At 44.6% G+C, this 15,483-nt stretch carries 14 protein-coding genes; 6 read left to right on the top strand and 8 right to left on the bottom strand.

Going from position 1 to position 15,483, the window contains the following annotated elements; genetic code table 11:
* Positions 1-26 precede the first annotated feature (26 nt).
* From typA to NAF19_RS05190, 5 genes are all read left to right on the top strand, one after another.
* A complete protein-coding gene (gene typA, locus NAF19_RS05210; RefSeq protein ID WP_252788757.1) occupies positions 27-1,838 on the top strand; it encodes a translational GTPase TypA in 1,812 nt (603 codons plus the stop codon).
* A gap of 144 nt (positions 1,839-1,982) precedes the next feature.
* Entirely contained in the window at positions 1,983-3,305 is a 1,323-nt protein-coding gene (locus tag NAF19_RS05205; protein WP_252788756.1) for a flippase, read from the top strand.
* Positions 3,302-3,949 (top strand): FkbM family methyltransferase, encoded by a 648-nt coding sequence (locus NAF19_RS05200; protein ID WP_252788755.1) that lies wholly within the window; start codon positions 3,302-3,304, stop codon positions 3,947-3,949. Before NAF19_RS05205 ends, NAF19_RS05200 begins: the two co-directional genes overlap by 4 nt.
* A 181-nt stretch (positions 3,950-4,130) precedes the next feature.
* On the top strand, positions 4,131-8,423 hold the full coding sequence (locus NAF19_RS05195) for a T9SS type B sorting domain-containing protein (RefSeq protein ID WP_252788754.1): 4,293 nt from the start codon (positions 4,131-4,133) through the stop codon (positions 8,421-8,423).
* The gene (locus NAF19_RS05190) at positions 8,420-9,412 is read left to right on the top strand and encodes a PorP/SprF family type IX secretion system membrane protein (RefSeq protein ID WP_252788753.1); all 993 of its coding nucleotides are present in this window, start codon (positions 8,420-8,422) and stop codon (positions 9,410-9,412) included. The genes NAF19_RS05195 and NAF19_RS05190 overlap by 4 nt, the downstream gene beginning before the upstream one ends.
* Positions 9,413-9,419: 7 nt before the next feature.
* On the opposite strand, the gene NAF19_RS05185 is transcribed toward NAF19_RS05190, so the two are convergent.
* From NAF19_RS05185 to NAF19_RS05155, 7 genes are all read right to left on the bottom strand, one after another.
* Entirely contained in the window at positions 9,420-10,409 is a 990-nt protein-coding gene (locus NAF19_RS05185; protein ID WP_252788752.1) for a glycosyltransferase family protein, read from the bottom strand.
* 178 nt (positions 10,410-10,587) lie between these two features.
* Complete coding sequence (locus NAF19_RS05180; protein WP_252788751.1) at positions 10,588-11,442, bottom strand: UDP-2,3-diacylglucosamine diphosphatase; 855 nt, start codon at positions 11,440-11,442, stop codon at positions 10,588-10,590.
* A 255-nt stretch (positions 11,443-11,697) separates the two neighbouring features.
* A complete protein-coding gene (locus NAF19_RS05175; RefSeq protein ID WP_252788750.1) occupies positions 11,698-12,225 on the bottom strand; it encodes a DinB family protein in 528 nt (175 codons plus the stop codon).
* Between the two features lie 156 nt (positions 12,226-12,381).
* Entirely contained in the window at positions 12,382-12,582 is a 201-nt protein-coding gene (locus NAF19_RS05170; protein ID WP_252788749.1) for a type II toxin-antitoxin system HicA family toxin, read from the bottom strand.
* Positions 12,583-12,585: 3 nt separating this feature from the next.
* Complete coding sequence (locus tag NAF19_RS05165) at positions 12,586-12,813, bottom strand: type II toxin-antitoxin system HicB family antitoxin (RefSeq protein WP_252788748.1); 228 nt, start codon at positions 12,811-12,813, stop codon at positions 12,586-12,588.
* Between the two features lie 213 nt (positions 12,814-13,026).
* Positions 13,027-13,326, bottom strand: coding sequence for a hypothetical protein (locus tag NAF19_RS05160; protein WP_252788747.1), 300 nt, complete (start codon positions 13,324-13,326; stop codon positions 13,027-13,029).
* Between the two features lie 126 nt (positions 13,327-13,452).
* On the bottom strand, positions 13,453-14,190 hold the full coding sequence (locus NAF19_RS05155) for a YjjG family noncanonical pyrimidine nucleotidase (protein WP_252788746.1): 738 nt from the start codon (positions 14,188-14,190) through the stop codon (positions 13,453-13,455).
* A gap of 42 nt (positions 14,191-14,232) precedes the next feature.
* Here NAF19_RS05155 and NAF19_RS05150 point away from each other — a divergent pair, with 42 nt between their 5' ends.
* Complete coding sequence (locus NAF19_RS05150) at positions 14,233-14,571, top strand: hypothetical protein (protein WP_252788745.1); 339 nt, start codon at positions 14,233-14,235, stop codon at positions 14,569-14,571.
* 145 nt (positions 14,572-14,716) lie between these two features.
* Here NAF19_RS05150 and upp read toward each other — a convergent pair whose 3' ends face one another.
* Positions 14,717-15,364 carry a uracil phosphoribosyltransferase gene (upp, locus tag NAF19_RS05145; RefSeq protein WP_252788744.1) on the bottom strand — a complete coding sequence of 216 codons (648 nt, stop codon included), beginning with the start codon at positions 15,362-15,364 and terminating at the stop codon, positions 14,717-14,719.
* Positions 15,365-15,483: the final 119 nt, after the last annotated feature.

Genomic DNA, 15,483 nt, shown 5'->3' with positions numbered 1-15,483 from the left:
TGCGCAAAATTTAGAGGCGCATTTTCATGCAAAAAATAAGAAATATAGCGATTATCGCTCACGTTGACCACGGCAAAACTACTTTGGTTGACAAGATATTACACAGTTGTTCTATCTTCCGCGACAACGAACAGACAGGTGAACTGATACTGGATAACAATGACCTGGAGCGCGAACGTGGTATTACCATCGTTTCAAAAAACGTTTCGGTAATGTACAAGGATGTTAAAATCAACATTATTGATACTCCTGGTCACGCCGACTTTGGCGGCGAGGTTGAGCGCGTTTTGAAAATGGCCGATGGCGTTTTATTGCTGTGTGATGCGTTTGAAGGCGCTATGCCACAAACCCGCTTTGTTACCCAAAAAGCTTTGGCCTTAGGCCTTAAGCCAATTGTTGTGGTGAACAAGGTTGATAAAGAAAACTGCCGCCCCGAAGAAGTTTACGAACAGATATTTGAATTGTTCTTCAACCTTGAAGCTACCGAAGACCAGCTGGATTTCCCGGTTATCTACGGTTCGTCGAAACAAGGCTGGATGAGCACCGACTGGAAGGTGCCTACCGATAACATTTTCCCGTTGATGGATGCTATTTTAGCAAACATTCCTCCTGCGCCAATTGCCGAAGGTACTTTACAAATGCAGATTACCTCTTTGGATTATTCTTCGTTTGTGGGTCGTATCGCAATTGGTCGTGTTGCACGCGGTACCATTAAAGAAAACATGCCGGTATCGCTGGTAAAACGCGATGGCACTATTCAAAAATCGCGCATAAAAGAATTATACACGTTTGAGGGCCTTGGTAAAGTTAAAGCTACCTCCGTAAGCTCGGGTGATATTTGCGCCGTTGTGGGTATTGATGGTTTTGATATTGGCGATACCATTGCTGATTTTGAAAAACCGGAGCAATTGGAGGTTATCCATATTGACGAACCTACCATGAACATGCTTTTCACCATTAACACTTCACCATTTTTTGGTAAAGAGGGTAAGTTTGTAACGTCCCGCCACCTGCGCGACCGTTTATATAAAGAAATGGAAAAAAACCTGGCGCTTAAGGTTATTGAAACCGACTCGCCCGACTCGTACCTGGTTTATGGCCGTGGTATTCTCCATTTATCAGTACTGATCGAGACCATGCGCCGCGAAGGTTATGAGTTGCAGGTTGGCCAGCCACAGGTAATTGTTAAAGAAATTGATGGTGTTAAATGCGAGCCTGTTGAAACTCTGATAGTTGATGTACCGGGCGAAGTTGCGGGTAAAGTAATTGAGCTGGTTACACAGCGCAAAGGCGATTTGCTTGTGATGGAACCAAAAGGCGATTTGCAGCATTTAGAATTTGATATCCCTGCACGCGGTATCATCGGTTTGCGTAACAACGTATTAACTGCTACAGGCGGCGAGGCTATTATGGCACACCGCTTCAAATCATACGAACCATGGAAAGGTGTTATCCCTGGTCGTTCAAACGGGGTATTGGTATCAATGGATACCGGTAAAACCACTGCTTTTGCAATTGACAAATTGCAGGACCGCGGCCGTTTTCACATCGATCCGGGAGTTGATATTTACGAAGGCCAGGTTTTAGGCGAGCACATCCGCGATAACGATTTGGTGATTAACCTTACCAAAGGCAAACAGTTAACCAACATGCGCGCATCGGGTAGCGATACCAACGTGCGTATTGCACCTGCCATTAAATTCTCGCTGGAAGAATCGATGGAGTATATACAGGCTGACGAATACATCGAGGTAACCCCGCAAAGTATCCGTATGCGTAAAATCTTCCTGAACGAAAACGAAAGAAGGGTTAACGCTAAGAAGTTTGTGAATCAGTAAGAAAAAAGAATCAAGACATAAGAATCAAGAGCCAGGAAAGAACCTTTCACTGGCTCTTTTTACGTTTTGTTTGTCTATTCTTAATTGCCGCCTCTCAACTTCTGTTTTGATTCTTGTATCTTGGCTCCTGATTCTAATTTATATATGCGTTTCCCCAATATTCCAGGTTTTGACCAGCAGGCCCTCGAAAAGTATTTTAAAAATACCGGGATGATGTTTATTGGCCGCATCGGCAGCCTGGCGATAAAAATGTTTGTGGGGATAGCGGTAGCCAACTACCTGCACCGCGAAAATAATGGCATTTTAACCGGCGGTACGGTTTACATCTACTTCGCCTCTGCGCTGGCCGCACTTGGCCTCGACCAATTCATTGTTAAAGAACTTCATCAATTTCCTGAAAACAGGGACCAAATTTTAGGCACATCCTTTTGGATGAAGATATTTGCCGGTTTTTGCTGCGTTCCAATTATTTATTTGGCATATACCATTTACCCCGCTAAGGGGACGCCCTATCATTATGTGTTGATTTTTTCCGCAATAGGCATTATACAGGCCTTCAACGTCATCGATTCGTATTTTCAAAGCCAGGTGCAGTCAAAGTACATCATGCAGGTTCAAATTACAGGCAACCTGGTATCCGCTGCGGTTAAGCTATTGCTGATACACCTGCAAATGCCGCTTATCTGGTTTGTTTACGCCTACACGTTCGACTTTTTACTGCTTTCTATAGGCTATTATTTTACCTATCAACGCAAGCAACGCAGCGTTTATAACTGGACATTCAATTTCGAATTGTCCAAAAAACTGTTGAAATATTCGTGGCCGCTTATCATTTCAGGTATTATGGTTGCCCTGTATATGAAGATAGACCTGCTGATGGTGCAAAATATTTCCGGCGCAAAAGAAGCGGGAGCTTATGCAACCGTTGCAAATTTAAGCGAAGTGTGGAATTTCATTCCTGCAGTTATTGTTACCACGCTTTTCCCGGCTATCCTAAACGCTAAACGTGACGACCCCGGACGTTACAAAAAACGTATTCAAAACCTGTATGACCTGATGGTTTACATCAGTTTACCAATAGCCGTCATAGTAACATTTGCCTCGCCGCTAATCTATCACATTTTACCTTTCAAACCCGAATACTATTACTCAGCGCCTGCATTATCGGTGCACATATGGTCGGGGGTGTTTGTGTTTTTGGGCGCGGCCAGCAGCCAGTATTTAATTGCCGAAAATTTCAGCAAGCTAACCTTTATCCGCACTGGGTTTGGCGCGGTAATTAACATTGTACTTAACCTAATATTAATACCACACATGGGGATGATGGGTGCCGCTATTTCAACTTTAGTTGCCTATGCAAGCGCCACATTTGTAATTATATTGATACCGAAAGTTAGCGAGCAGGGAGTAATGATGTTAAAATCATTATTCCTAATTTCGCTGGTTCAAAAAATCATTAAAAAATGAGTAAACTCAAGTTGCTTTATAAAGTATTTGCCAGTCCCAAAAGACTCAAAACCCTCCTTTCATTTAACGAAAAAGGTTATTTAGACGAGATTGGCTGGTTTAATGCGTATCACCATAAAACACCGGTTGATGAGCATAACAACCCCATTCCATGGGTTACTTATTCGTTTATTGATTTTATAAAAACGCATTTAACAAAGCAGCTTTCAGTATTTGAATTTGGTTCTGGTAATTCTACATTTTTCTACGCAAAATACGCCGCGCAAGTAGTCTCAGTTGAGCACGACAAAGCTTGGTTCGAAAAAATTGTAAGTACCAAACCCGAAAATTCTGAAATGATTTTTTGTGAGCTGGTGCGCGATGGCGACTATTGCCGCATGCCATTAAAACTTGAAAAAAAGTTTGACATTATCATTGTCGACGGCCGCGACCGGGTTAACTGCTGCAAGCAGACTGTTGATGCATTAACCTCAAATGGTGTGGTTGTTTTGGATGATTCGGAGCGCGAATTTTATGGAGAGGGTATCAGCTTTTTAAAAGATAAAGGATTTAAAGAGCTATCTTTCAGCGGTATTTCGCCGGGATTGTTTTACCGCAAGTCGACGTCAGTTTTTTATAAAGCTGATAATTGCCTGGATATTTAATTGTGTCTCTCGGGCCGGTTTTGCCATTATTAACACCTAACTAATAAGTAATTTTAGCACGGGTGTTAAATTGCCTTATTTTTATTGAGTATTCTTTAAAAAACTATCGGAGCACGAAAGAAATATTTTTTAAACAGGCTGTGTAATGGTAGCTTTATATACTTTTTAATAATCGGCGTTATTGATACTTATTGAGCAGATAAACCTTAAGGTGTTTTATATTGATATGACGAACAAAGGCATGCGTTTTTTAACACTGCTGGCGTTTTTCATGTCCGTGTGTTTTTGCGCTGATGCCGGTTATTTGAAGCCTTTAAATGTAGTTGCGGTTAAAAAAAAGCCGGCCGCGCCTGCAATTATTTCTTTTAAAATTCCGCAACAAATTGCTGCCGAAGTCATTGATGAAACCAATCATTCCATTGGTATAGCAGTTCACGCCGGCCAGAATTTAACGGCGCTGGTACCTACAATAATAACAAACCCGGCTACTGCTGTGGTATCACCCGCATCAGGCGCTCCACAGGATTTTACCAACGCTGTTGGATATACTCTCGATGTAAACCAAGCGTTCTATTCGGTAAATGTATTACGCGCCCGAAGCGCTGCACCCATCTGTAGTGGAACATCAGCAACTTTAACCGGCGACCCGCCTCCACCAGGGTCGGGCACTTACAAATGGCAAATACTTAATCAGGCAACTGGCGCCTGGACATACGCCCTGGGGGTAAACACCGGCGCTGACTATACAACCGCCACGCTTACAAGCAATGCAAATGCGCCAAAACTGTATACTTTCAGGCGCAGTATAATTATAGGGGCATTCACTGCTTACGATTCGTATACCGATTTAACGGTAAACCAAACTACCGTAATTTCAAACAATACTATCACACAGCCCCCCCTTAATACTTTTTGTGCCAGCGGTGATATGGCGATAATCCCGGGAAGCGTTCCTTCGGGAGGTAATGGTAACTATACCTACCAGTGGCAAAGCTCGACGGATGGCGGCAGCACTTTCGGCGACATATCCGGCGCCACCAACCCCGACTATGACCCACCTACCGTAACTGTAACAACTATTTACCAGCGTATTGTAACATCGGGCACGTGTACACCGGCCAAAAAAAGCAACACAGTTAAGGTTACAATTTTAAACGCGATAACAAATAATATGCTGTTTTCGCCGGCGACTACTTCGTTCTGTATAAAGTCTACCCCGTTTATTATTAACGGTAATATACCCAACGGTGGCACAGGTACCTTTAAATACCAGTGGCAAAGCTCGCCCGACGGTGTAACTTTCACCGACATAACAGGCGCCATCAGTCAAGATTACCACGGGCCGGTTATAAATACTACAACTTACTACAGGCGCATGGTAACTTCTGGAGCATGCTCAACGCCTGTGCCCAGCGCCCAGGTAATCACCATAACTATACAGCCCGGTTTGGGCAACTTTGGCATAACAGCGCCGGCCATTACAACTTTTTGCGGCTCCGGCGACCCGGTGGTTATTATAGGGAACGCGGCAACAGGCGGCAACGGGTTCTATAACTATCAATGGCAAAGCTCGCCTGATGGGGGAACATTTAATGATATACCCGGCGCCACCAACCAGGATTACGATCCGGGCCTGCTAACAGCGACAACTTATTACCAGCGCACGGTAACATCGGGCGCTTGCAGCACGCCGTTAAAAAGCAACGCGATTGTTATCACAATCCAGCCCGCGCTTTCTGCAAATACAATCAATCCAACTGGTGCAATAACTTTTTGTGCAACTGGCGATCCTGCAGTAATTAATGGCAGCGCAGTTACGGGCGGGAATGGAACACCGGGATACCAATGGGAATCGTCGCCTGATGGCAACACGTACCAGCCTGTAAACGGCGCCACAAATCAAAATTACGACCCGGTTCCAATCACCCAAACAACATATTATCGTCGCACAGTTACGTCCGGCACTTGCGTAACACCATCAGTAAGCGCCCCGGTGGTTATTACCATCCAACCGGCGCTTTCTGCGAATACCGTCACCCCATCTGGTGCTACAATTTTTTGTGCAAATGGAGATCCTGTAGTAATTAACGGCAACGTGGTTACGGGTGGGAGTGGAACACCAGTATATCAGTGGGAGTCGTCGCAGGATGGCAATACCTATCTGCCTATAAACGGCGCCACAAATCAAAATTACGATCCGCTTCCCATTACCCAAACAACTTATTATCGTCGCACAGTTACATCCGGCAGTTGCGTAACAACATCAGTAAGTGCCCCGGTTGTTATCACCATCCAGCCAGCGCTTTCAGCGAATACCATCACCCCATCTGGTGCTACAACTTTTTGTGCAACCGGCGATCCCACAGTAATTAATGGCAACGTGGTTACGGGCGGGAGTGGAATACCTTTATACCAGTGGGAATCCTCGCCTGATGGCAATACGTATCAGCCTATAAACGGCGCCACAAATCAAAATTATGATCCGCTTCCCATTACTCAAACAACTTATTATCATCGCACGGTTACATCCGGCAGTTGCTCAATACCATCAATAAGCGCCCCGGTTGTTATCACCATACAACCAGCCCTGGTTGGTAATACACTCACCCCACCTGCAACAACCCAATTTTGCGGGCCGGGCGATGCCGGGGTGATCACCGGCAGCACGCCGACAGGGGGTGATGGATCGCCTTTATACCAATGGCAGCAATCGCCGGATAATGTTGACGCGCATTTTACCGATATAAACGGCCAAACGGGTAAGGATTTCGATCCGCCTTCGTTAACTACGACTATGTTTTACCGCAGGGTGGTAATATCAGCGATATGCAGCACACCGCTGATAAGTGCTGCGATTGAGATACATATTACCCAGCCGATAACAAGCAATACCATATTGGTGCCGCCTTTTCCGTATTGTGTAAGTGTCGATCCGCAACCTATTTCGGGCAGCCCGCCAAATGGCGGTGACGGCCCCAATTCATTTCAGTATAAATGGTATAGTTCAACCGACAAAGGGGCGACCTGGATATTGATTCCCGGCGCCAACAGTATCGATTATGACCCGTCTACGATAACCGTAACTACTTCATACAGGCGCGATGTTACGTCGGGCGCCTGCCAGGTGCCGCTTCAAAGTGCTATGGCAACAATTACGGTTAACCAAACACCTGCAAACGCTGTTATCAACACAATAACGCCGATATGCGCCGGCAATACCACAACTATTTCAATTACCTCGCCCGACCCGGCGCTTACCTACGTCTGGTACGATTCACCGGATAAAAGTAATGCGGTTTTCCAGGGAACAAGTTTTGTCACACAGGTACTAAATGCCACCCAAACTTATTATGTCGAGGCGTCAAACGGAACCTGTGCCAGCCCGGTATTAACCCCGGCAACCGTAACGGTAAATACTGTACCGGCCGCACCCGTGCTGCAAACAAACCCGGTATCAACCTGTGCAGGCTCGCCGGCAATATTAAACATATTGACCCCCCAGGCCGGCCTGACTTACAATTGGTACACAGCTGCCACAGGTGGTACGTCAGTTTTTACCGGCCCCGATTTTACGACACCGGTGTTAAGCAATAACACAACTTATTATGTTGATGCCACCAGCTCGTCTGGCTGTACCTCCACATCGCGCACTGTCGTTAATGTGTCGGCAATTCCGTTGCCAACTATTTCGGCACAGGGCGCTAACGTTTGCCCCGGCGACCCAGCCACACTGGTATCAAACAATACGGACCTTGACGTTACCGTAAACTGGTATGCATCTGCAACCGGTGGTGCCATATTGTTTACCGGCAACAGCGTTACCACACCGCCCATCAACGCCAATACTTCGTACTATGCGGAAGCGGTAAACAACAGTTGCTCATCAGCAGCCCGCGCCAAAGCCGATGTACAAATAATACAGCCATTACCTGCCCCTGTACCACAGGCTATAGCTTTAAAGGCGCCCAATATAACTTTTGAATGGTCACCGGTTAGCGGTGCGGACGGCTACCTGGTAAGCACCGACAATCGGCAAACGTTTACTGCGCCAAGTTCGGGCAGCAATGGTAACACCCATACGGTTACCGGCTTGCAAATTGGGCAGAGCGTTACTTTAATTGTGCGCGCCACCGGCGATGTTAGCTGCAAGGAAAGCGCTAATTCAACACAGGTAACAGCTCTTGCGGTTAACCCCCTTATCGACCAGGTGTTTGTCGCCAATGCCTTTACGCCCAACGGCGATGGCAAAAACGATGTGGTGTATGTACACAACGAAAATATTAAGACGCTTAAGTTTTATGTATACAGCCAATGGGGCGAGTTGCTGTTTATGTCGCAAAGCCAGCAAAACGGGTGGGACGGCACTTTTAAAGGCAAAGCAGAACCGGCCGGGGTGTATGTTTATTATGTTGAAATTACCTTAACCAACGGCGAGAAGGTGAATAAAAAAGGAACGATTACATTATTACGGTGAAAAAGATAATTGTATTTATATCTGTTATATTGATGGCTGTCGGCTCTGCTAAGGGGCAGATAGACCCTCATTTTTCACAGTATTATGCCTACCCGCTTTGGCTAAACCCGGCGCTTACCGGCGTTTTTGACGGCGACCTGCGTATAAATGCCAATGCTAAAAACCAATGGAACGCCATACCGGGCGGCTTCAAGACCGGTGGCATTTCTATGGACTTTAAGGCTGGCGAAAAATCGGGACTGGGTCTTAACATTATTAACCAGGCCGCTGGTACTGCTGGCTGGAATTATTTTGCTGCTTATGCATCGTATAGTTATGGCTTTTCGGTATCTGACGATGAGACTAAAAAGCTGCGTTTCGGTTTGCAGGCAGGCATCATCAACCGTAGTTTCGATCCAAGCAGGCTACAGTTTGACGACCAGTATAATCCGGTGATAGGATATGACCCTACCGCGGCCAGCTTTGAAACGTTTGCAACCACCAGCGCAACCGTATTTGACGCCAGTGCAGGCGTTTTTTATTACGATGGTGACCCTACGCATCCGGCCAATTTTTTTGGTGGTGTAAGCGTGGCGCATTTAACTTCGCCTAAAGACCCTTTTACTAACGGCGGCAGCATTACCAGCAAGCTACCCATGCGTTTTACCGCCCATGCCGGGGTGAAAATTAAAGCATCCGACGATTTTGACGTTATTCCGCACGCGGTTTATATAAGTCAGCAAGGCAATGCTATTAAAGCACTGGGCGTATACTCCGAAATGAAATTCCAGGACGATAACGGCCTTATCCTCGGCGGCATGTACCGCATTGGTGATGCTGCGGTAGCCGATGTAGGCTATCATCTTAAGAACATGGTGATAGGGGTGAGCTACGATTTTAATACCTCGGCCTTTAAAAATGCAACCAGCGGGCAGGGCGGGTTTGAGCTATCAATTAGCTATGTATTTAAGCATACGACCAATCCATCGGTGGTTTGTCCTAAGTTTTAATGGCGAATTATTTACTGCGAGCGTACTTCTTCACCATATCATCCACAATCTGCGCAGTTTCATCTGGGAAATCTACATGCACCTTTTTGCCGTCGTTAAGCCAGTTGTTAACGTAGTAAATAAATTTGTCGTCAATTTCGTGGATTACCGGAACGCCCAGCTTTGACGCCGCCAGTGCATTGCATTGCTGCTCGTACTGGCCCTTCATGGGTATCATCATCACCTTTTTCTGCAAAAACAATGCTTCTGCCGGGCCCTCGAAGCCGCCGCCTGTGAGCAGGCCTTCGCAGCTTGCCAGGCTGTTGTTAAAATCCTGGTTGTTTACCGGGAAAATCTTCACATTGCCCTGGGTATAATGTGTTTTCTGTCGTTTGGAAAATATATGCCATTCCTTGTTGGTTTTATTCAACTCGCGGGCAAGCAGTTTATCGTCATAAGCAGGCAAGTAAACGGTGTAGTGGCCCAGGTTTGAGGTAACCAGGCTGCGTATTTCGCTGCGGATAACCGGGGTATGGATGAAATCGTCATACCGTTCAAAATGGAAGCCTATATGGTGGGCAGTTGGCGAATAATATTTCAGCAGCCACTCAGCATAACTCCATTTGGCTGGGCGCGGTGTTTTTGGTGATACAAATGAGCACTGGTGACTTAACGACACGGCAGGTATCCGCTGCAACTTGCAGGCCCAGGCGCTAACCGGTTCAAAATCGTTTATAATAAGATCATATTGCTTTAGCGGCAGGGTAAAGATGTCTTTAAACAGCCGGGGGGTGTTCATCAGCTTAAAAGTGGCCCAATTATCAACCCCACCGTTGGTACCAAACACAAAGCTAAACCCATGGAACTTGTATTTAAGCGGCTGTGCCAACGTCACCTCGGCCTCGGTGCCGCTCACCAGTAAATCAACTTCACCATGTTGCTGCAGCAGCGGCACAATTTCGCGAGCCCGGCTGATGTGGCCGTTACCGGTACCTTGTATGGCGTAGAGGATTTTCATTGGTCGAAGTTGGAACGTTGAAAGGTTGTAAAGTTGAAACGTTGCTTATTTGTCGTAAAGTTTTTTGATTATCGCAAACTTGTTGAATAATTATTGATTTTTCATGTTCAAATGATTGAAAGATGAAAGGTTTTTCCTAACATTTCAACCTTTCAACGTTCAGACGTTTCAACAAATATTAATCCTGTTCCTGTTTAAACCGGGCAAGCAGGCTGCTCACGTCCAGTTTTGCATCCAAATCCTCAGCATCGGTTTTGTCATCTTCATCGGCGTCGGTATCAAAGTCTGCAGGCTCATATTTAAAAATAGTCCAGTTGCCGTTTTGGTATTCGAGGGCGGTGAGGCTCTCAACCCAGTCGCCCGAATTCAGGTAAAGCACCGAGCCGGGGCTATCGGTCGCCTGCATCTCGCGTATTTCGGCATGATGGATATGGCCGCATATAACGTATTGGTAACCTTTTTCAACAGCCAGGTCGGCCGCAGTTTGTTCAAATTGGTTGATGAATTTTACAGCCTCTTTGAAGCGGGCTTTTATTTTTTGCGAGAAGCTCATTTTTTGGCGCCCCATGGCGGTAAGCAGCCAGTTGGTAAAGCTATTGATCAGTATCAGCGTATCATAACCCACGGCGCCCAGTTTGGCCAGCCATTTGGAGTGTTGCATGGTGACGTCGAACACATCGCCATGAAATATCCAGGCCTTTTTGCCGTCGATATTTAATACAATTTTGTTCAGCAACTGGAACGAGCCCATATTGAAATCGGCAAACTTGCGCAGCATTTCATCGTGGTTTCCGGTCAGGTAATATACAGGTACACCATCCGTCACAAACTTTAGTATGCGGCGAATCACCTTCATGTGTGTTTCGGGCCAGTACGATTTACTAAACTGCCATATATCGATAATATCGCCGTTTAAAATCAGGATTTTGGGTTTGATGCTCTTTAGGTATTTGAGCAGTTCTTTGGCGTGGCATCCGTATGTACCTAAATGCACGTCGGATATAACTACAATATCAACTTCGCGTTTTGCCATTAAAATTGGGGGGATATTTCTCCGCCCGGTAAACTACACCGGAAAAATACAGGAGCATTGTATAAGCAACGATTAGTCTTCTTCGTCGTCGTCATTAACTTTTAGTTCAAATGGACTTACATAGTAAATGCATACTAAAAATAGTAAGCTGCCTACAACCATATATCCTAACTCGAAATGCATCTTTTAAGATTTTTACAAATAACGTTAAAATGGATTATTTAATTGTTAAGACTGTGTTAAATGTAAAAGGTTTCATTTTGACTGAAATTTTTTTTCAATCCGTTTTAGTTGCTTTAAATGGTGATATAAATGTACGCGAATAAACTTAAACCATTGGCCAGCGTTCAGCATGCCAAGCCGTGGGTGCTTAATGCGCGAGGTTGGTAATGAATTTTTTAAGATGGGAGCAGTATCGTCGACGCGTTTGCGGCATTTTACCAGCAGGTTTTTAGCTTCTTCTTTGCTGATTTTTTCGGCGGGCATTTTTGCCGATGTGGCTTCGGGTACTTTTAACTTTACGGGAAAACTCCCAATCAGCATTAAATAACGGCCCATTAGGTTAGGCCCTTTTGTAGTGGCTTCGCAATTATTGTGTGCGCAACGCTCCAACGCGATTGAAGAGCCCAATGTCGCCTTTAAAATATGCGAGTAAACCTCGGCATACGACCAGCCACCACCCGGCGGTGTTTCGGTAAAAAGCTCCTCGGGGATGGTCTCCAGTTTGGCCCGGTAATCATCCAGTGCGGCATCAATGGCTTTGCGCTCTTTATGCAGGTTCATGGTAATAAAGGTAGGGGTTTTAAATGATTTGTGATAAAAGATATACAACGCAAAATTAGGCGTAGGGGGTACCATATATACACCCAATTGGCGAAACGTTTAAGCACTAAGGCGTACGTAATACGCCCGTACGATAATTGTTCTGGAATATTTTCGTCAATCTTTCAAATCAATTCCGGCTTGTTTAAGTATCCCATGCAGGGTGCCTTTCTTTAAATCTTTTGAGTGCATTGGCACTATAGTCCGTTTACCGTTTGTTCTGTTGACGTAAATTTGGTGGCTTCCGTTGGTGCGGGCGAGTTCAAAGCCATTTGAAGTTAGTATCGAAATGATTTCTTTAGGCGTATAGGATTTCATGCACTAAGATGCGAACGTCAAAGAATATTCAAGGCTTTTGCTATCATCGGGCACTGGCTCACCATCTTCTTCCAAACTTTCCACATATAAAGTGATGGCCTCTTTAGCCATTGCTATAGCTTCGTCAATAGTTTCACCTTGTGTGAAGCAACCAGGCAATGCCGGCACAGAAACACTAAATCCCCCTTCGTCTTCAGGTGTAAGTAATATTCGATAGGTGCGTTGTGTCATGATTACAAATTTAGATAATAAATTGCAATTTGATTTAAAGTAGAACTGAATTCTGATGGTTAATCCTAAGTGAGTTTTTGTTTGTAATTAAATCGGAATACCTCTTCGAGATTAACTTTTTGACTTAATTGTTCGTATAACTCAACAAACACTAAATGATATTCAACTATTGTTAACTCTTTTTCTCTATTTGTTACGTAACGCTTAATTTTTTCAATAGTTTTGACCAAACTGATAATGTACACAGCAGTAATATTCGACAATTGACGAATGTTCGATTCCCATTTCAATTATATGGTCTGTTCCGTAGGTAATACCGATATTTTTGCCGCTTGAATCACTGATAAAAGTTGGTTTGGCGTGACAAAAAGGCGTATGGATTATCGCGAAATCAGAATTGTAATATTCAATAAAATTCGGGTAAAGTCTTTTTAGTCCCCCGTTTTGGCGGATAATTTGCTCTTTTGTACTTTTATTATAATCGACTACACCCCATAGAACGAGGAGTCCCATAATTATTGCGATAACGACCATTATCAAATTTGCTAATTCGTTATGTAAAGATATGAGATTAATAAAGTTATAAGGGATGCGTCTTTGAATAATATAAATTTGAACTGAATCGCTCCTTGAAATTTGTTACAATATCCCCATCAACTCCCTTAACCCATTCACCTGCATCGGCACATCATCCGGCTTGGGAGCATTAAACGGGTTAAAATAAATGGCATCCATGCCAAAATTTAAAGCACCGTACACATCGGCTTCCAGGCTGTCGCCAATCATTATGCTTTCGTGTTTTTGGGCGCCGGCAACGGTTAGCGCGTGTTCAAATATGGCTTTGTCGGGTTTGTTAATGCCTACCACTTCGGATATAATCACCTTGTCGAAATATTTGCCGATGTTGGTGTTTCCGATTTTTAGGGTTGAAGCTTCTTTAAAACCATTGGATATTAAATGCAGCGTGTATTTGCTTTGCAGGTACTCCAATGTCTCGTGCGCGTGTGGGAAAAGGTTTGTTTTTGTGGGACAAAGCTTTACGTAATCATCTTCGAACGCAACTGGCAATATATCGGGGTGCACACCCAACTCGATAAAAGTTCGTTTAAAGCGGGTTTCGCGCAATTCAGTTTTGGTTATTTTGCCGGTATGGTATTCGGCCCAAAGCTGGTGGTTGTTGCGGGTGTAGGTTTCAATAAACACCGTAGCGGCCGGTACGCCGATTTCGTGCAGCCGGTTAATTTCATACAACTCATGCAGTGTTTCTTCGGCGTTTTTGTCAAAATCCCAGATGGTATGGTCGAGGTCGAAGAAGATGTGTTTGTATTTTTTGATTTCGGATTTCGGATGTTCGATTTCGGATTTATCTTCAGCCATTGGGATTAATCAGGTATATTTAAACTGATTTTGCAAAGCTATATGTTAAAGGTGATAAATTTTAAGCGATTGTTTTTGTTGATTGTCATTTTTATCGTTTTAGCGATGGTAACCGGCTTGGTAGTTGGAAACGACGATGCAGGGTTTAAGAATAATAGCATAGTTACTCAATCGCTGGTTGCAATAGCCGGATGGATATTTAAACTGTTGGTTCTTCCAATTACATTTATAGATAGCGTTAGTTTTTTTAATAAATATGTAAATACTACAGTCTTTTTGGGTATTATCATATTTGATTGTGTTCTTTACAGCCTTATAATTGAGCTGGCGTTGGTTTGGTACAAACGTTTTAAGTTGGGCGGGAACATTGAGGCTAAATAACCCGGATAAACCGTCTCGTGGGGTGCCGAAATAAATTCGGCATGACGAAAAGGAGAAAAATGTTTATTCTCATGCAATGCATTTCGCAATCGGCATTCCGATTTCCGTATTCAAAAATCCGAAATCGAACATCCGAAATCCGAAATCAATGCACCTTTTCCCCAAACGCCAAATCCCCCGCATCACCCAACCCCGGCACTATATATGATTTGCTGGTCATTTCCTCATCCACCGTGCATACCCATAGCTTTGCTTTGGGCAGGTTGGCACGCACGTGGGTAATACCTTCGGTGCTGGCTATTACGGCAGCAATGTGCAGCTCCTTTATCTGGTATTGCGCTATCAGCTCTTTGCAAACCTGCACCAGGCTTTGGCCTGTGGCCAGCATGGTATCGCACATTATTAGTGTTTTGTCATCAAGGTCGGGAGTGGAGATATGGTCGATATTAATGATAAAGGCGCCTGTCTTTTTTACTTTGCGGTAGGCGGTGGCAAACAACGAGCTGGCATTGTCAAAATAATTTAAAAATCCCTGGTGAAAGGGTAGCCCGGCGCGCATGATGGTACCTAACACCAAATCAGTTTCGGGCAGGTTTATGTTTGCCAAACCCAGAGGTGTCTGCACCTCGTATTCGCCATATTTAAGCGATTTGCTCATCTCGTAAGCCATTATTTCACCAAGGCGCTCCAGGTTATTGCGGAAACGGGCCTTGTCCTGCTGTATGCTGCTGTCGCGCAGCTCGGCCAAAAATTTATTGGCGACGGTGTTGGTTTCGTTGAGGATGAAGGTCATGTTTTAGAGATTAGTTAATCAGAGGTTAGCGATTAGTTGGCATGCTGGTATAAATTTACGTAAAATTAAATCTATAAATTCCTGTTGACATACCGTTGTCATTAACACATTGTTATTTT

The sequence above is a fragment of the Mucilaginibacter flavidus genome (assembly GCF_024055575.1).
Lineage (GTDB): Bacteria > Bacteroidota > Bacteroidia > Sphingobacteriales > Sphingobacteriaceae > Mucilaginibacter > Mucilaginibacter flavidus.
The sequence above is the reverse complement of the archived record's forward strand: the minus strand, read 5'-3'. Positions and strand labels throughout refer to the sequence as shown.

What these genes read in the sequence shown, in the direction of transcription:
- typA (WP_252788757.1), top strand. Translation starts at nt 27, where the DNA reads ATGCAAAAAATAAGAAATATAGCGATTATCGCTCACGTTGACCACGGC.
- NAF19_RS05205 (WP_252788756.1), top strand. Translation starts at nt 1,983, where the DNA reads ATGCGTTTCCCCAATATTCCAGGTTTTGACCAGCAGGCCCTCGAAAAG.
- NAF19_RS05200 (WP_252788755.1), top strand. Translation starts at nt 3,302, where the DNA reads ATGAGTAAACTCAAGTTGCTTTATAAAGTATTTGCCAGTCCCAAAAGA.
- NAF19_RS05185 (WP_252788752.1), bottom strand. Translation starts at nt 10,409, where the DNA reads ATGAAAATCCTCTACGCCATACAAGGTACCGGTAACGGCCACATCAGC.
- NAF19_RS05180 (WP_252788751.1), bottom strand. Translation starts at nt 11,442, where the DNA reads ATGGCAAAACGCGAAGTTGATATTGTAGTTATATCCGACGTGCATTTA.
- NAF19_RS05175 (WP_252788750.1), bottom strand. Translation starts at nt 12,225, where the DNA reads ATGAACCTGCATAAAGAGCGCAAAGCCATTGATGCCGCACTGGATGAT.
- NAF19_RS05170 (WP_252788749.1), bottom strand. Translation starts at nt 12,582, where the DNA reads ATGAAATCCTATACGCCTAAAGAAATCATTTCGATACTAACTTCAAAT.
- NAF19_RS05165 (WP_252788748.1), bottom strand. Translation starts at nt 12,813, where the DNA reads ATGACACAACGCACCTATCGAATATTACTTACACCTGAAGACGAAGGG.
- NAF19_RS05160 (WP_252788747.1), bottom strand. Translation starts at nt 13,326, where the DNA reads ATGGGACTCCTCGTTCTATGGGGTGTAGTCGATTATAATAAAAGTACA.
- NAF19_RS05155 (WP_252788746.1), bottom strand. Translation starts at nt 14,190, where the DNA reads ATGGCTGAAGATAAATCCGAAATCGAACATCCGAAATCCGAAATCAAA.
- NAF19_RS05150 (WP_252788745.1), top strand. Translation starts at nt 14,233, where the DNA reads ATGTTAAAGGTGATAAATTTTAAGCGATTGTTTTTGTTGATTGTCATT.
- upp (WP_252788744.1), bottom strand. Translation starts at nt 15,364, where the DNA reads ATGACCTTCATCCTCAACGAAACCAACACCGTCGCCAATAAATTTTTG.